Genomic DNA, 15,376 nt, shown 5'->3' with positions numbered 1-15,376 from the left:
GTCCGGGGGCGGGGTGGCCGCCGGCGGGTCCGGACACCACGGCGTCGGCGGAGCGGGCGGCACCGGCGGCGTCTCGGGCGCCGGCGGCAACGGCGGAAACGGCGGCAACGCCGTCTTCGGCAGCAACGTGTCGGCCGGCAACGGCGGGCAGGGTGGCAACGGCGGCGACGCCGGAGCCGGCGGGGCCGGCGGTGCGGGTGGTGGCACCGGCTCCGATCGAGGCGCCGGCGGCCACACCGGCGCCATCGCGGCCGGCGGCGGCAACGGCGGAAACGGCGGAAACGGCGCCGCCGACCCGAACGTGACCTCGGGCAACGGCGGAGCCGGTGGAGCAGGCGGCAACGGGGGCAATGTCGGAAACGGCGGCAACGGGGGCAACGGCGGTAACGGGGGCGGCGGCGGCAGCGGCGCGCCCGGCTTTGGCAGCGGCGGCGTCGGCAACGACGCCTCTGCTGGGGGCAACGGCGGCGTGGGTGGCAACGGCGGCGTCGGCGGTGCGATCTCCGGCAACGGCGGAACCGGTGGCAGCGGCGGTACCGGCGGAAAAGGCGGCGACGGCGGCCGAGGCAGCAATGGCGGCGACGGCTCCGCCGACTCGGCCGGCGGCGACGGCAGCAACGGCGGTGCCGGCGGCAACGGCGCAGCGGGCGGATCCGGCGGCAATGGCGGTGCCGGCGGAGCGGTTGCCGCAGGAGGATCCGGCAGCCACGGCATGGGTGGCACCGGCGGTGACGGCGGGGCCGCCGGTAGTGGCGGTACCGGCGGCGACGGCGGCAACGGTGTCACCGCCAGCTCAGGCGGCGCTGGCAACGGCGGTGACGGCGGCAACGGCGGCAACGCCGGGCTCGGCGGGACCGCGGGTGTCGGCGGGGGCACCGGCGCCTACCAGGGCGCCGACGGCCACACCGGAGCCACACCGGCCGGCGGCGGCAACGGCGGCAGCGGTGGCGACGGGGCCAACGCGACCCTCGCCGACGGGACCGGCGGCAACGGCGGGGCCGGCGGCAAGGGCGGCGACCACGGCGACGGCGGCGACGGCGGCAGTGGCGGCAACGGCGCGACCGGCGGCGATGGCACTACGCCGGACACCGACGGCGGCAACGGCGGCAACGGTAGCGACGGCGGCAAGGGTGGGGCGGGCGGCAACGGCGGCACCGCCGGGACGCTCTCGGGCGACGGCGGTGCCGGCGGCGCGGGCGGTACCGGCGGCAACGGCGGCGCCGGTGCAACCGGAGCCGCCGGCTGGGGCAGCTCGGGCGGCAGCGGCGACGGCGACAACGGTGGCAACGGCGGCAGCGGCGGCGACGGCGGCAACGGCGGAACTGGCGGAACCGGCGGCGCGGCCACTAACGGCGCGAACGGCGACGGCGGCGACGGCGGAACCGGGGGCAACGCGGGAACACCCGGCGACGGTGGCCGAGGTGGGGACGGCGGCAGCAATGCCACCTATCACCCCGAAGGGCCTCGCGCCGGGAACGCCGGGAACGGCGGGAACGGCGGTGACCCCGGCAACGCCGGTACCGGCGGGACCGGCGGAGCGGCCGGGGGCGACGGCGCCGGCACCGGAGCGACCGGTGGAAACGGGACGACGGTCACCAGCGGGGGCAACGGCGGAAACGGCGGCAACGGCGGGCGGGCCGATCAGCAGTACGGCCTCCCGGAGGTCCTCGGTGGCAACGGCGGAAACGGCGGCGACGGCGGCGCGGTCGGCAACGGCGGCAACGGCGGAAACGGCGGCACCGGCGGCGTAAGCGGCCACCTGAGCGGCAACAACACCGCGATCACCTGGGGAGCCGGAAACGGCGGCAACGGCGGCAACGGCGGCTTGGGTGGCACCACCTCCGGAAACGGCGGCAATGGTGGGGCCGGCGGTGATGGCGGTATCGGAGACAACGCCAGCGACAACGCCCCCTCCGGACTCCCCACACCCGCCACCACCGGTGCCGTCGGCGGCGACGGCGGGAATGGCGGGTCGGCCCGCGGCTTCGGCGACGGCGGCAACGGCGGCAACGGCGGCAACGCCGGGCTGTCCGGCACCGGCGGTCCGCTCACCGCGGACGGTGCGGCGGGCGGTGCCGGCGGCGCAGGCGGCAATGGCGCGGCGGTCGGCAATGGTGGCAACGGCGGGAACGGCGGGAACGGCGACGCCGGCGCCACCGGCGGGGCCGGCGGGACCGCAGGGACCGGCGGTATGAGCGGCGCCACCTCCGGCAACGGCGGCAACGGCGGCAACGGCGGCAACGGCGGAGACGCCGTCAGCACCAGCACGGCCGGCGCCGACCCCGTTATCGGCGCAGCGGGCGCCGACGGCGGCGCCGGCGGTGCGGCGATCGGAGCCGTCGGCAACGGCGGAAACGGCGGCAACGGCGGCGCTGCCGGCGGGTCCGGTGCTGCCGCAGTGGGCACGGCTCCCACCTCTCCGGGGGCGACCGGCGGTCGCGGCGGGGCCGGCGGCGATGCGGCGACCGCAGGCAACGGCGGCAACGGCGGGGCCGGCGGTCGCGGCGGCGCTGGCGCGTCCGGCGGCACCGGGGCGGCCGGCGGCACCGTCAGCAACGGTGCTGTCGGCGGAACCGGCGGCAACGGCGGCGTCGGCGGGACCGGCGGGGCCGGCGGCTCGATCTCAGGCAATGGCGGGACCGGCGGCACCGGAGGCGTCGGCGGAACCGGCGGCAACGGCGGAGTCGGCGGCGCCTATGACAGCCCGGGAGGCAGCGGAACCGCCGGCAAGGGTGGCGATGGCGGAGCCGGCGGGAGCGGCGGCACGGGTGGGACCGGCGGAGCGTCCAGCCACGGCACCAACGGTGACGGCGGCAACGGCGGCAACGGTGGTGACTCCGGCCAGGGCGGCGACGGCGGCAGCGCGTCGTACGTCGGCGGCAACGGAGGCGACGGCGGTGACCCGGGCCAGACCGTCGGCACCGGCGGCGCCGGCGGTGCGGCCGGGGTCGGCGGCAGCGGGGGCGACATCGGCCTGCGCGGCGGCGACGGGGCCGTGGCCACCACCGGCGGCAACGGCGGCAACGGCGCACCCGGCCAAGACAACTTGATTACTTTTTTTGGCGGAGTTGCGGGCGGCAACGGCGGCAACGGAGGCAACGGCGGGGCGGTCGGCAACGGCGGCGACGGCGGCAACGGCGGACAAGGCGCCACCTCTCATGGTGACTTCCTGGGCGCCGGGACGGGCGGCCGCGGCGGCAACGGCGGCAACGGCGGCGCGATCTCCGGCAACGGCGGCACCGGCGGTACCGGCGGTATCGGCGGCCCCGGTGCTCCAAGTGTCGAAATGCCCGGGGTTGGCGCCGGTGGGGCCGGCGGTACCGGCGGCAACGCCGGCCCGGTCGGCAACGGTGGGACCGGCGGGGCCGGCGGGGTCGGGGGAACCGGAGCCGCCGGCCTGGGCGGCGGGCAAGGCGGCAACGGCGGCACCGGTGGCTTGGGTGGCACCACGTCCGGCAACGGCGGCGACGGCGGGGCGGCCGGCAACGGCGGTACGGGCGGGGCCGGGACGGCCGGCGACGCCGCCAACCCGAACGGCGGCAACGGCGGTACCGGCGGTACGCCCGGCGCCGCCGGTATTGGCGGGCAGGCCCAGGCGGTAGGCGGCGTCAGCGGGAGCGCCGGGGCCATCGGATCTGGCGGCACCGGCGGGGCCGGCGGCGACGGCTGGGCCCCCAGCACCAACAGCGAGCCTCCTCCTGGCAATGGCGGCAACGGCGGCGCCGGCGGGTCGGGCGGCACCGTCGGCAACGGCGGCGACGGCGGTGTCGGTGGACACGGCGGGTGGGACCTCTCGGCGGGTACCACATCCAGCAGCCCTGCCGTCAACGGCGGTAATGGCGGCAACGGCGGCAACGGCGGCAACGGCGGCTCGGTCTCCGGCGACGGCGGCGACGGCGGCGACGGCGGCGACGGGGCGTGGGGTTTCCTCGGCAACGGCGGCAGCGGCGGAAACGGCGGCGACGGCGGCGACGGCGACAACGGCGGCGACGGCGGCAACGGCGCCTATGGCTACCCTGGCGGCGCCAATGGGGCCGGCAGCGGCAACGGCGGCGACGGCGGCAACGGCGGCAACGGCGGCAACGGCCTGCACGGCAGCGGCGGCGACGGCGGCAACGGCGCGCTGGCCGGAACGGGCTTCAGCCAGGGTGGGGTCTGGGTTTACGGCGGCCACGGCGGCGACGGCGGCGACGGCGGCTACGGGACCGCAGGCGACGGGACCGTTGTTGACGGAGCGGCCGGCACCCCCGGCGCTGACGGTGCTGGCGCCGCCACCCTCATTTCCCAGGGTGGGGCCGGCGGTCCCGGCGGGGCAGGTGGGGTCCCGAGTCCGTAGCGCGCTACCGGTGTCCGTGGACGGCCTTTACCCTCGATTCCATGGCCAAGTCCGTCGACCTCGCCCGCCTGGCCGAGCTGTTGCCCGGTTACGGGTTCGCGTTCCTGGTGACCGTCGGCGACGACTATCGCGTCCGCACCACCGCGATCACCCCGACCTTCGACGGCACCCGGGTGGATATCGGTCCGGTCGGCTCGCACGGCCGGGAGAACATCGCGGCCCGCGCCGGCGTCACGCTGGTCTGGCCCGCGCGCGAGGTGGACGAGTACTCACTGTTCGTCGACGGCCACGCTGAGCTTCCCGAGGATCTGGCCGGCCCGGTGCTGGTGACGCCGACCAAGGCCCTGCTACACCGCCCGGTGTTCGAGGCCGGCAGCGATCGGGCGGTCGGCACAGTGCACGACTGTGTGCAGCTCAAGGCGGACTGACAGCCCACCGGATTAGCCTGGTCCACATGGCTTCCAACGTGGACTTCGCGCGGCTCGCCGAGAAGCTGGTGGGCTACGACTATGCCTACCTGATCACCGTCGACGCCGAGAACCGGCCGCACCCGGTCCCGGTGATGCCGGTGCTGCAAGGCGACACCGTGCACATCGGCGCCCTCGGCGGCCGCCGCAGCCGGGCGAACCTGGCCCGCAGCACCGACGTCACCGTGATGTGGCCGCCGCCGGTGCCGGGCGGTTACACCGTGATCGTCGACGGCACCGCCGAGGTGTCTGATGCCGGTGAGCTGGCCAGCCTGGCGATCGCACCCAGCCGCGCGGTGCTGATCCGAGTCGCCACCCCCGAGTCACCGGGCGAAACCCCTTGCTACAGCGACTGTGTCGACCTGAAGCTCACGGCACAGGAAGCCTGAGCGGCCGGCCGGCCACCATCAGCACCACGTCGTCGGACTCGGCGGCGATCTGCGTGTTGAGCACTCCGAGCAGGTCCCGGAAGAGGCGCCCCGATGCAGTGGCCGGCACCACCCCGCTGCCCACCTCGTTGCTGACCGCCACCGCCCGCACCGGGCAGGCCCGCCAGGCCGACACCAGCTCGTCGATATCGGCGTGCACGCCGTCCAGCGCGCCACCGTCCCACACCCGGTGCAGGTCCATCCGCGCGGTCAGCCAGGTGCCCAAACAATCGAGCAGTAAAGGGGTTTCGGCGGTGCGCAGCGCCTCGGCCACGTCGGTGGTTTCGACGGTGCGCCAAGATTCCGGACGTCGCGTCCGGTGCAGTCGAATACGTTCGGCCCACTCCGGGTCACCCTCGCGGACTCCGCCGGTGGCCAGGTAGGTCACGGCCGGCTCAGCGGCCAGCAGCGCTTCGGCGTGCGCGGACTTGCCTGAGCGTGCCCCGCCGAGCACCAGGGTGTGGGTGGGTGCTGTACCGGCTGCGCCCACTCGCACCACCTCACCATCAGATCCCGGTCGAGCATCTGAATCAGACAGTACCGCAGTCAATTCCGGCTCAGGAGGATTGTGGTGACTCAGGTGTACCGCGACGACGTCCGTGGCGGCGGTGACGGCGCCGCAGGCGCGCAATCGCTCCAGAGTTGCCGCGAACGCCGGCAGGTCGTGGTGCTCGGCGCCGTGCTCGGTGTAGTTGCCGAAGGTCTCCTCCAGAAACACCGCGTCGTAGCCGGCGCCTGCCACCGCGGCGTGCGTCTCCTCGGGCAATGGCCCGGTGTCGGTGGCCCAGAAGATCCGGCCACCAACAGATTCCAGGTCGTAGAGCACCGCGTCACCGCCGATGTCGGCACCGTGCGCCGCGGCCAGCACCCGCAGCCGGTAGTCGCCCAGGCGCACATCGTCGCCAGGCGACACCTCGACGAACCGGACCGGGTCGTCGGGCCCCACCCAATGCCGACATTGGTCGAGGGCACTGGCCGGTCCCACCACGTCCAGGGGCTCGCCCGCCCCGGTCCAGTGCCGCATCAACAGCGCGGCGGGGCCGACATGGTCGGGGTGTCCATGAGTGAACAGGATGTGCCGAACTCCGGCCAATGACCGCCCGAACCGCATCGCGGCGCGCGGCGCCTCCGGCCCGCAGTCCAGCAGCAGGACGTCGTCGACCAGCGCCGCAGTCTGGCCACGGACGCTCCCGGCCGCCGACAGGCAGGAGTCGCAGCGGCAGAACGGATTCGGCCAGCCGTCGGCACTGCCGGTGCCCAGCAGCAGGATCTCCACCCGGCCATTGTCGTTGACTCTGCGCCCACGGCGCACACCACTCGCACTTTCACGCCGTGGACGCAGAGTCAACGGCTGCGGTCTACGACAGCAGCCCGAGATCCAGCGCGCTGTACAGGCCGGCGTCGGACAGATCGGGCAGCAATGACGGCGACGCCAGGTCGGAAACATCCGTCGGGGCGAACCAGGACGCGAGCGGCGAAATGTCGAAGGTCCCGAAAATGGTCTGGAGGTAGTCCTGCGCGGGGCCATCGGTCGGGTCGTAGTACAGGTTGTCCACGACAAACAGGCCCGGCACCAACGTCTGCTGGCTGAAGACATCCCCGGCCTTGTCCACGAACTCGACGTCGGTCGGCGACGTGACGTACTCGGTACCGGTGAGGCTCGTCACCGCGTCCGTGCCGGTCCGGTCCGTGAACGTAGCGGGCACCGACCAGACCAGGCCCGACTCCGGAGTCACCAGCGGAGTGACGTTGGCGTCAGTTGCCGGTCCCCCGATCCAATCGCTGCCTTTCTCGGTCAGACTGAGCGCGCTGGTAATGCGATCTCCGCCGGAGTCGGTGAATATGATGTTCTGGCCCACGGTCGTGGCGGTGGAGTCGGGGGCGAAAGGCTCAACCAACCACAAGGCAAGGTACGGCGAGAACGACGGCAGTGCCGGGGTCAGGTCGATGTTGCCGAACGGGGTCTTCATCACATCCACCGCGGTGCCGTCCGCGGAGGGGTTGTAGTAGAGGTTGGTGAAGCCCGGAAACAGCTGCTCCTGGTCGTAGGTCGCTCCGCTGCTGGTGACGAACTCGTCGTTGAGCCCGCCTGGCGCCGAGCTGATGTAGTCGGTCCCGGTCAGGATCGTGCCGTTGCTCGACGTGAAGCTGGCGGGCAGTTCCCATGCCGGGGACCACGCTTCCTGGCCTAAAGTTGGCAGCCCTGCGAACAGTTGGGCGTCATTGACGTCATAGTCCGGCGCCCAGGTGCCACCGGTGGCGGCGGCCACCCCCGGACCTGCGAACGCGGCCACGGCGGCTCCGCCGACCACGATCCCCCATGCAATGTGCTTCATCGATCCCTCTCAGCCATGACTCGGCTTCGCAAGGTAGTTCTTTTTCACAATTGGAATCAAGATTTATTCGCTGGGTGATCGCTGTCAGCGTTGTGTTCCCAACGAAAAAGCCCGGCCCCCGCGATGGGGAGCCGGGCCCTTTCGTGCAGCCAGACTTAGAAGTCCATGCCGCCCATGCCACCGGTCGGGTCGCCCGCGGGTGCGGCCGCCTTCTCCGGCTTGTCGGCGACAACGGCCTCGGTGGTCAGGAACAGTGCCGCGATGGACGCCGCGTTCTGCAGCGCCGAGCGGGTCACCTTCACCGGGTCGGCAACGCCGGCCTTGAGCAGGTCCTCGTACTCGCCAGAGGCGGCGTTGAGGCCGGTGCCCGCGGCCGAGTTGGTGACCTTCTCGGCGACAACGCCGGGCTCCAGGCCCGCGTTGAAGGCGATCTGCTTCAGCGGAGCCGACAGCGCGACGCGCACGATGTTGGCACCGGTCGCCTCGTCACCCTCGAGCTTCAGCTCGTCGAGCGACGGAGCGGCCTGCAGCAGGGCCACGCCGCCACCGGCGACGATGCCCTCCTCCACGGCGGCCTTGGCGTTACGCACGGCGTCCTCGATGCGGTGCTTGCGCTCCTTGAGCTCCACCTCGGTGGCAGCCCCGGCCTTGATCACCGCAACACCGCCGGCCAGCTTGGCCAGACGCTCCTGCAGCTTCTCGCGGTCGTAGTCGGAGTCGCTGTTCTCGATCTCCGAGCGGATCTGAGCCACCCGGCCGGCGATGGCGTCGGAGTCACCGGCACCCTCGACGATGGTGGTCTCGTCCTTGGTGATGACGACCTTGCGGGCGGTGCCCAGCAGCGAGACGTCAGCGCTCTCCAGCGACAGGCCGACCTCTTCGCTGACGACCTGGCCACCGGTGAGGATCGCCATGTCCTGCAGCATCGCCTTGCGGCGGTCACCGAAGCCCGGGGCCTTGACGGCGACGGACTTGAAGGTGCCGCGGATCTTGTTGACCACCAGGGTCGACAGGGCCTCGCCCTCGACGTCCTCGGCGATGATCAGCAGCGGCTTGCCGGACTGGATGACCTTCTCCAGCAGCGGCAGCAGGTCCTTGACGGTCGAGATCTTGGAGCTGACCAGCAGGATGTAGGGGTCCTCCAGGACGGCTTCCTGACGCTCGGCGTCGGTCACGAAGTAGCCCGAGATGTAGCCCTTGTCGAAGCGCATGCCCTCGGTGAGCTCCAGTTGCAGACCGAAGGTGTTGGACTCCTCGACGGTGATGACACCCTCGTTGCCGACCTTGTCCATGGCCTCGGCGATCAGGTCACCGATGGTCTGGTCGCCCGCGGAGATCCCGGCGGTCGCCGCGATCTGCTCCTTGGTCTCGACCTCCTTGGCCGAAGCCAGCAGGGTCGAGGTGACCTTCTCAACGGCCTTCTCGATGCCGCGCTTCAGACCCAGCGGGTTGGCGCCGGCGGCCACGTTGCGCAGGCCTTCCTTGACCAGGGCCTGGGCCAGCACGGTGGCGGTGGTGGTGCCGTCACCCGCGACGTCGTCGGTCTTCTTGGCGACCTCTTTGACCAGCTCGGCGCCGATCTTCTCGTAGGGGTCCTCCAGCTCGATCTCCTTGGCGATGGACACACCATCGTTGGTGATCGTGGGGGCGCCCCACTTCTTCTCCAGGACGACGTTGCGGCCCTTGGGGCCCAGCGTCACCTTGACCGCGTCGGCGAGGGCGTTCAGGCCCCGCTCGAGGCCGCGACGGGCCTCTTCGTCATACGCAATTTGCTTAGCCATTGCGAAGTGATTCCTCCGGTTAGGGGGTGCACGTCTTGTCGGTCGGGTGCAGTGCCCGCGACGGACGGCTGTGGGTGTGCTCCGCAGGTGCGGCCCTGCCTCACCGTCCCGACCTAGCACTCGCTGGTCGCGAGTGCCAACGTCATTTTTAGCACTCGCCCATGGAGAGTGCAAGGTTGGCCGGTGACGATGCGCGGAGCGAAGCGACGGGCTGAGAAGGCGGGCGATCAGGCACAGCTAGACATCGAGCAGCTGCTCGTAGAACCCACCGAACCCGCGGGCCCGGTTCGCCAGGTGCACCTCCAGGATCCAGTGGCAGACCCTGCCGGTGGGGTCGGTCCGGCGCATCGGCTCATCGGATCCGGGCGTCACGTAGAACCGGGCGTCGTCACCGGAGATCTTCTTGTGCGGAAACTCCCCCAGCAGGTGCCCGGCGATCGGCGCGCCGAACTCGAAACCTTCCGCGCGGGCCAGGCCCACGACATGGTCGTAGAGCTGCGCCCCGGTGATGTCGGGGTGTGCGTCGAAGAACTCCCGGCCGCCATTCCACACCCGCGGCAGCGCGTCGCGCAGAGCCAGCTTGTCCGGGTCTGCATCAACACCGCCGAGCACGAAGGTGCGGCCGAAGTCGGCCTCCCACTCTTCGAAGATCGGACCCAGGTCGAGGTAGGCGATGTCGTCGTCGGCCATGATGCGATCGGGCGGGTCGGCGTGAAACGGCAGCAGGCTGTTCTCCCCGGCCCGCACCACCCGCCGATGCCAGTGCCGTGTCACCCCGAACATGTCGGAGGCCAAGTCTCGGATCTCATCGGAGAGCTGTCGCTCGCCGACTCCGGGGCGGACCATGCCGCGGCGCTCGATTTCGTCAAACAGTGCGACGGCCTTGGCCTGCGCGTCGCGGAGCCGCTCGACACGGACGGATTCCGGCTCGCGCGGTGTGGACACACCAGCGATGCTATCGGCTTGCCCTAGACTCCCATCTCGATCAGATAGGAGACCGGGTGCGGGCTGAAGCAGCGCCCAGCACCCGGGCTTTGCGGGGCTGGCAACGCCGGGCTCTGGTGCGCTATCTGACCGCCAAGCCGCGAGATTTCCTGATGGTGGCCACCCCCGGCGCCGGTAAGACGACGTTCGCGCTGCGTATCGTCGCCGAGCTGCTGGCCGACCGCACCGTCGAGCGGATCACAATCGTGGTGCCCACCGAACACCTCAAGGTGCAGTGGGCGTCGGCCGCCGCCTCGCACGGCATCGCCCTGGATCCGCGGTTTTCCAACTCCGACTCACAGACCAGCTCGGAGTACCACGGTGTCGTCGTCACCTACGCGCAGGTCGCCAGCCACCCCACCCGGCACCGGGTGCGCACCGAGGCCGCCAAGACCCTGGTGATCTTCGACGAGATCCACCACGGCGGTGACGCCAAAAGCTGGGGTGACGGCATCCGGGAGGCGTTCGACGATGCCACCCGCCGGCTGGCACTGACCGGCACCCCGTTCCGCAGCGACGACAGTCCGATCCCGTTCGTCAACTACGAGCCCGACGGCGCCGGCCACCTGAGATCGGTGGCCGACGACAGCTACGGCTACACCGATGCGCTGGCCGACGGGGTGGTGCGCCCGGTGGTGTTCATGGCCTACTCCGGCGAGGCCCGCTGGCGCGACAGCGCGGGCGAGGAGTACTCGGCCCGGCTCGGCGAACCGCTGACCGCCGAGCACACCGCCCGGGCGTGGCGCACCGCGCTGGACCCCAACGGCGAGTGGATGCCGGCGGTGATCACCGCCGCCGACACCCGGCTGCGCCAGCTGCGCGACGGCGGCATGGCCGATGCCGGCGGCATGATCATCGCCTCCGATCAGAAGACGGCCCGCGCCTACGCCAAGCTGCTGACCAACCTCACCGGCGAGACCCCCACCGTGGTGCTCTCCGACGACCCCAGCGCCTCGGACAAGATCGCGCAGTTCTCCGCGGCCACCAGTCGCTGGCTGGTGGCGGTGCGGATGGTCTCCGAGGGTGTCGACGTGCCCCGGCTGGCGGTCGGCGTCTACGCCACCAGCGCGTCCACCCCGTTGTTCTTCGCACAGGCCATCGGCCGGTTCGTGCGGTCGCGGCGGCCCGGCGAGACCGCCAGCATCTTTCTGCCGTCGGTGCCGTCACTGCTGGGTCTGGCCAGCGAGCTGGAACAGCAGCGCAACCACGTCCTCGGCAAACCGCACCGGGAGTCCGAACGCGACGAGTTCGCCGAGGCCGAGCGCCGGCGCGACGAGCCCTCCGAACTGGAGAACACCTTCGAGTCGCTGGGGGCCGACGCCGAGCTGGACCAGGTGATCTTCGACGGCGCCTCGTTCGGCACCGCCACCCCCGCCGGCAGCGAGGAGGAGGCCGACTACCTGGGCATCCCCGGGCTGCTCGACGCCGACCAGATGCGGGACCTGTTGCGGCGCAGGCAGGAAGAGCAGCTGGACCGGCGGTCCAAGGCGGTCAACGACGGCGGGGTTCCGGTGCCGGTGACCACGCACGGCCAGTTGCGGGCGCTGCGCCACGAACTCAACGCGCTGGTGTCGGCGGCCCATCATCGGCTCGGCAAGCCGCACGGCTGGATCCACAACGAGTTGCGCCGGATCTGCGGCGGCCCGCCGGTGGCGGCGGCGACATCGGATCAGCTGCGGGCACGGATCGAAGCCATCCGGCAGCTGTAGCGCTCGACTGGCTCCTCCCCTGCCCGTCGAGTGTGCGGTTTCGTTGCCGATCCGCTGATCTTGCCGACCAATCCGCACACGCGACGAACCCGCGACGGGGCTCGGCGGGTAAGGACCGGAGTGTTTCCGCAGGGCGAAGGTTCCCTGCCCGCCGAATTACAGGGAAAACCCTGTATCGAATTAATGCAGCCGATGCTTGGCTTGTCTTAAAGAAAAACTTGGGGGTATCTCACATGTATGGGGCTGATCGCATGGGTACTGGTCGTTCGAATCGGCTGCGTCGTCGTGCGACGGGCGCGGGTGCGACGGTGGGGGCGTTTCTGGCGTTCGGGATGGCGCCGTTGACCGCCGGTGCGCCGGTGGCCCGCGCCGATTTTCTGGATGACCTGTTCGACCCGACCGCGTGGACATGGCTGGATGCATCGGCCTGGACTCCCCCGGCGGAGACCCTGTCGTTCGATGCCCTGCCGGCACCGGAGACCGACTGGATGGCTGATCTGCATGCGCAGGTGGAGACCATGCTCGCCGATCCCGCCAACGGATGGTGGCTGGATCTGGTCAACCAGCCCTCGCAGTGGCTGTTCGGCCGCGATCTGATCGGCAACGGCATCGACGGCTTCGACGGGGCCAACACCTCACTGTTCGGGTCCACCGGGTGGTTCGGCGACCTCGGTGACGGCGGGTTCCTGGCCGGCGACGGTGGCCTCGGTGTCACCGGGGGTACCGGTGGGATGGCCGGCATGTTCGGCAACGGTGGCGAGGGGGGCGCCGGCCTGGACGCCGCGGACAACGCGGGAGTCGCCGGTGACGGCGGGGCCGGTGGCGCCGGTGGCTGGCTGTTCGGTGACGGCGGTGCCGGTGGCGCTGGCGGGGCTGGCGCCGACGGCATCAACGGGGCCGGCAGCAACGGTGGTGTCGGCGGTAACGGCGGGGCCGCCGGCATCTTTGGTGATGGCGGCGAGGGTGGCCACGGCGGTTCCGGTGGGGACGGTTCGTCCGGAGGTATCGGCGGCAACGGCGGCGACGGCGTGGTCGGGGTGAACAACGGTCGCGGCCAAGATGGCGGCAGCGCAGACGGTTTCGCCGGCGGTGACGGCGGCAACGGCGGCAGCGGTGGCGTCACGACCTTCGGGCACCTCGGTGTCAACGGTGACGGTGGAGCGGGCGGCAACGGCGGCAACGCCGGCACCGCCGGCAGCGGCGGCAACGGGGCCGCCGGGGCGTGGGGCAATACCGGTACCGGCGGGGCTGATGGAGCTGGCGGCGACGGCGGCAACGCCGGCAGCAGCGCCGCCGGTGCCGCCGGTTCCGGTGGTCTGCACGGCACCGGCGGCAACGGCGGAACCGACGGCACAGCCGGAACCGCCGGCAACACCAGCACCGCCACCGGAATCCACGGCGGCAACGGCGGCGACGGCGCCTTGGGAGATGGCGATCACCCCCAGGCGGGCAATGGTGGCAACGGCGGCACCGGAGGTATCGGTGTCGGCGGCAACGGCGGTGCCGGCGGCAGCTTGATCATCGGTGACAGCACGTCGACCACGTCGACGCAGGACGCCCTTGGTGGTGACGGCGGGGCCGGCGGCAGCGGTGCGGCCGGCGGCGGCAACGGCGGCAACGGCGGCGGCGCGATCAACTACGGGACAGGTAAGGCCATCGGCGGGGACGGAGCGGCCGGCGGCGCGGGTGGTACCGGCGCCGGTGGCAACGGCGGCGACGGCGGCCTGGGATGGAGCTCCAACAGCGCATCGACCCAAGACATCCTCGGCGGCCAGGCCGGGGCCGCTGGCAGTGGTGCGGCCGGCGGCGGCAACGGCGGCAACGGCGGCAGCGCGACCACAGCCGGAACGGGTAAAGCCGTCGCCGCCGACGGAGCGGACGGCGCCGCCGGTGGTACCGGCACCGGCGGCAACGGCGGCAACGGCGGCGGCGCGTGGATCGGCAACGGCGCGTCGACGCAAGATGCCGTCGGCGGCCAGGCCGGGGCCGCCGGCAACGGTGCGGCCGGCGGCGGCAACGGCGGCAACGGCGGGGGCGCGATCAACTACGGGACGGGCAAGGCCCTCGCCGCCGACGGGGCGGACGGCGCCGCCGGCGGTACCGGCACCGGCGGCAACGGCGGGGACGGCGGCGGCGCGTCGATCGGCAACGTCGCGTCGACGCAGGACGCCCTCGGCGGCAAGGCTGGGACCGGCGGTAGCGGGGCGACCGGCGGTGGCAACGGTGGCGACGGCGGCAACGTGGTGAACCAGGGGACGGGCAAGGCTGTCGCCGGCGACGGGGCTGACGGCGGCGCGGGTGGTTTCGGCGCCGGCGGCAACGGTGGCAGCGGCGGCTACGTCTACAGCTACAACAGCGCGTCGACACACGATGCTCTTGCCGGCGACGGCGGGAGTGGCGGTAGCGGAGCCACCGGCGCCGGCAACGGCGGCAACGGCGGCAACGCGTACACCGAGGGGTTGGGCAAGGCCATCGGCGGCGACGGAGCGGACGGCGGCGCGGGTGGAAGCGGCATCGGCGGCAACGGCGGCAACGGCGGTGACGCCTCGATCTATAACTCCGCGGGCGCGTCGACACAGGACGCTCTCGGCGGTCAGGCCGGGGCCGGTGGCAACGGTGCGGCCGGCGGCGGCAACGGCGGCAACGGCGGCAACGGCGGCACCAACGGGACGGGGAAGGGCATCGCCGCCGACGGGGCAGACGGCGGCAACGGCGGTAACGGAACCGGTGGCAACGGCGGCAACGGCGGCACCGCGGGCACGACGACACAAGACGCCTTCGGCGCCCAGGGCGGGGCCGGCGGCAGCGGTACGACCGGCGGCAACGGCGGCAACGGCGGCAACGGCTACACCCAAGGGACGGGTAAGGCCATCGGCGGCGACGGTGGTACCGGGGCCAGCGGCGACGGCGGCAACGGCGGCAACGGCGGCAACGGCGGCAATGCGGACAGCACCATCGAGGCGGGCCAAGACACCCTCGGCGGCCAGGGCGGGGCCGGCGGCAGCGGTACGACCGGCGGCAACGGCGGTAACGGCGGCAACGCGCACACCTACGGGACGGGCAAGGTCATCGGCGGCGACGGGGCCGCCGGCGCCGACGGCAGTACCGGACAAGGCGGCAACGGCGGCGGTGGCGGCCTGGCGGTCATCCAGAACACCACATCGACGCAAGACGCCCTCGGCGGCGACGGCGGTGCCGGGGGTGACGGCGCGACTTCCGGCGGCAACGGCGGTGGCGGCGGCGACGCGTACACGAGCGGGACCGGCAACGCCGTCCACGGCAACCCCGGCCCCGACGGCACGCCCTAACTGCGCAGCGAGCCGCGCCGGCCGCGG

General features: G+C 72.6%; 9 protein-coding genes. 5 read left to right on the top strand and 4 right to left on the bottom strand.

The features are described from left to right. The 3 genes from ABW16_RS26475 to ABW16_RS16505 all read left to right on the top strand — a co-directional run. Positions 1-4,336: hypothetical protein (locus tag ABW16_RS26475; RefSeq protein WP_047320289.1), on the top strand; the 4,336-nt coding region annotated here is incomplete at its 5' end. Positions 4,337-4,377: 41 nt separating this feature from the next. Continuing rightward, positions 4,378-4,764 carry a hypothetical protein gene (locus ABW16_RS16510; RefSeq protein ID WP_047320271.1) on the top strand — a complete coding sequence of 129 codons (387 nt, stop codon included), beginning with the start codon at positions 4,378-4,380 and terminating at the stop codon, positions 4,762-4,764. Between the two features lie 26 nt (positions 4,765-4,790). Beyond that, positions 4,791-5,192 (top strand): pyridoxamine 5'-phosphate oxidase family protein, encoded by a 402-nt coding sequence (locus tag ABW16_RS16505; protein ID WP_047320270.1) that lies wholly within the window; start codon positions 4,791-4,793, stop codon positions 5,190-5,192. On the opposite strand, the gene ABW16_RS16500 is transcribed toward ABW16_RS16505, so the two are convergent. The 4 genes from ABW16_RS16500 to ABW16_RS16485 all read right to left on the bottom strand — a co-directional run bounded on the left by ABW16_RS16500 (position 5,173) and on the right by ABW16_RS16485 (position 10,293). Further along, entirely contained in the window at positions 5,173-6,507 is a 1,335-nt protein-coding gene (locus ABW16_RS16500; RefSeq protein WP_047320269.1) for a bifunctional adenosylcobinamide kinase/adenosylcobinamide-phosphate guanylyltransferase, read from the bottom strand. The genes ABW16_RS16505 and ABW16_RS16500 overlap by 20 nt on opposite strands. An 82-nt stretch (positions 6,508-6,589) precedes the next feature. Continuing rightward, positions 6,590-7,567, bottom strand: coding sequence for a hypothetical protein (locus ABW16_RS16495; protein ID WP_131721513.1), 978 nt, complete (start codon positions 7,565-7,567; stop codon positions 6,590-6,592). 155 nt (positions 7,568-7,722) lie between these two features. After that, entirely contained in the window at positions 7,723-9,348 is a 1,626-nt protein-coding gene (gene groL / locus ABW16_RS16490; protein WP_047320267.1) for a chaperonin GroEL, read from the bottom strand. 237 nt (positions 9,349-9,585) lie between these two features. Further along, a complete protein-coding gene (locus ABW16_RS16485; protein ID WP_047320266.1) occupies positions 9,586-10,293 on the bottom strand; it encodes a M24 family metallopeptidase in 708 nt (235 codons plus the stop codon). Positions 10,294-10,349: 56 nt separating this feature from the next. Between ABW16_RS16485 and ABW16_RS16480 the strand changes: the two genes are divergently transcribed. After that, the gene (locus ABW16_RS16480) at positions 10,350-12,041 is read left to right on the top strand and encodes a DEAD/DEAH box helicase (RefSeq protein WP_047320265.1); all 1,692 of its coding nucleotides are present in this window, start codon (positions 10,350-10,352) and stop codon (positions 12,039-12,041) included. 251 nt (positions 12,042-12,292) lie between these two features. Beyond that, the gene (locus tag ABW16_RS28025) at positions 12,293-15,349 is read left to right on the top strand and encodes a PE family protein (protein WP_157864250.1); all 3,057 of its coding nucleotides are present in this window, start codon (positions 12,293-12,295) and stop codon (positions 15,347-15,349) included. Positions 15,350-15,376: the final 27 nt, after the last annotated feature.

It is taken from the genome of Mycolicibacter heraklionensis (assembly GCF_001021505.1).
Lineage (GTDB): Bacteria > Actinomycetota > Actinomycetes > Mycobacteriales > Mycobacteriaceae > Mycobacterium > Mycobacterium heraklionense.
The sequence above is the reverse complement of the archived record's forward strand: the minus strand, read 5'-3'. Positions and strand labels throughout refer to the sequence as shown.

Excerpts from the sequence above, each read along its gene's own strand:
- ABW16_RS16510 (WP_047320271.1), top strand. The coding sequence starts at position 4,378 with ATGGCCAAGTCCGTCGACCTCGCCCGCCTGGCCGAGCTGTTGCCCGGT.
- ABW16_RS16505 (WP_047320270.1), top strand. The coding sequence starts at position 4,791 with ATGGCTTCCAACGTGGACTTCGCGCGGCTCGCCGAGAAGCTGGTGGGC.
- ABW16_RS16495 (WP_131721513.1), bottom strand. The coding sequence starts at position 7,567 with ATGAAGCACATTGCATGGGGGATCGTGGTCGGCGGAGCCGCCGTGGCC.
- groL (WP_047320267.1), bottom strand. The coding sequence starts at position 9,348 with ATGGCTAAGCAAATTGCGTATGACGAAGAGGCCCGTCGCGGCCTCGAG.
- ABW16_RS28025 (WP_157864250.1), top strand. The coding sequence starts at position 12,293 with ATGGGTACTGGTCGTTCGAATCGGCTGCGTCGTCGTGCGACGGGCGCG.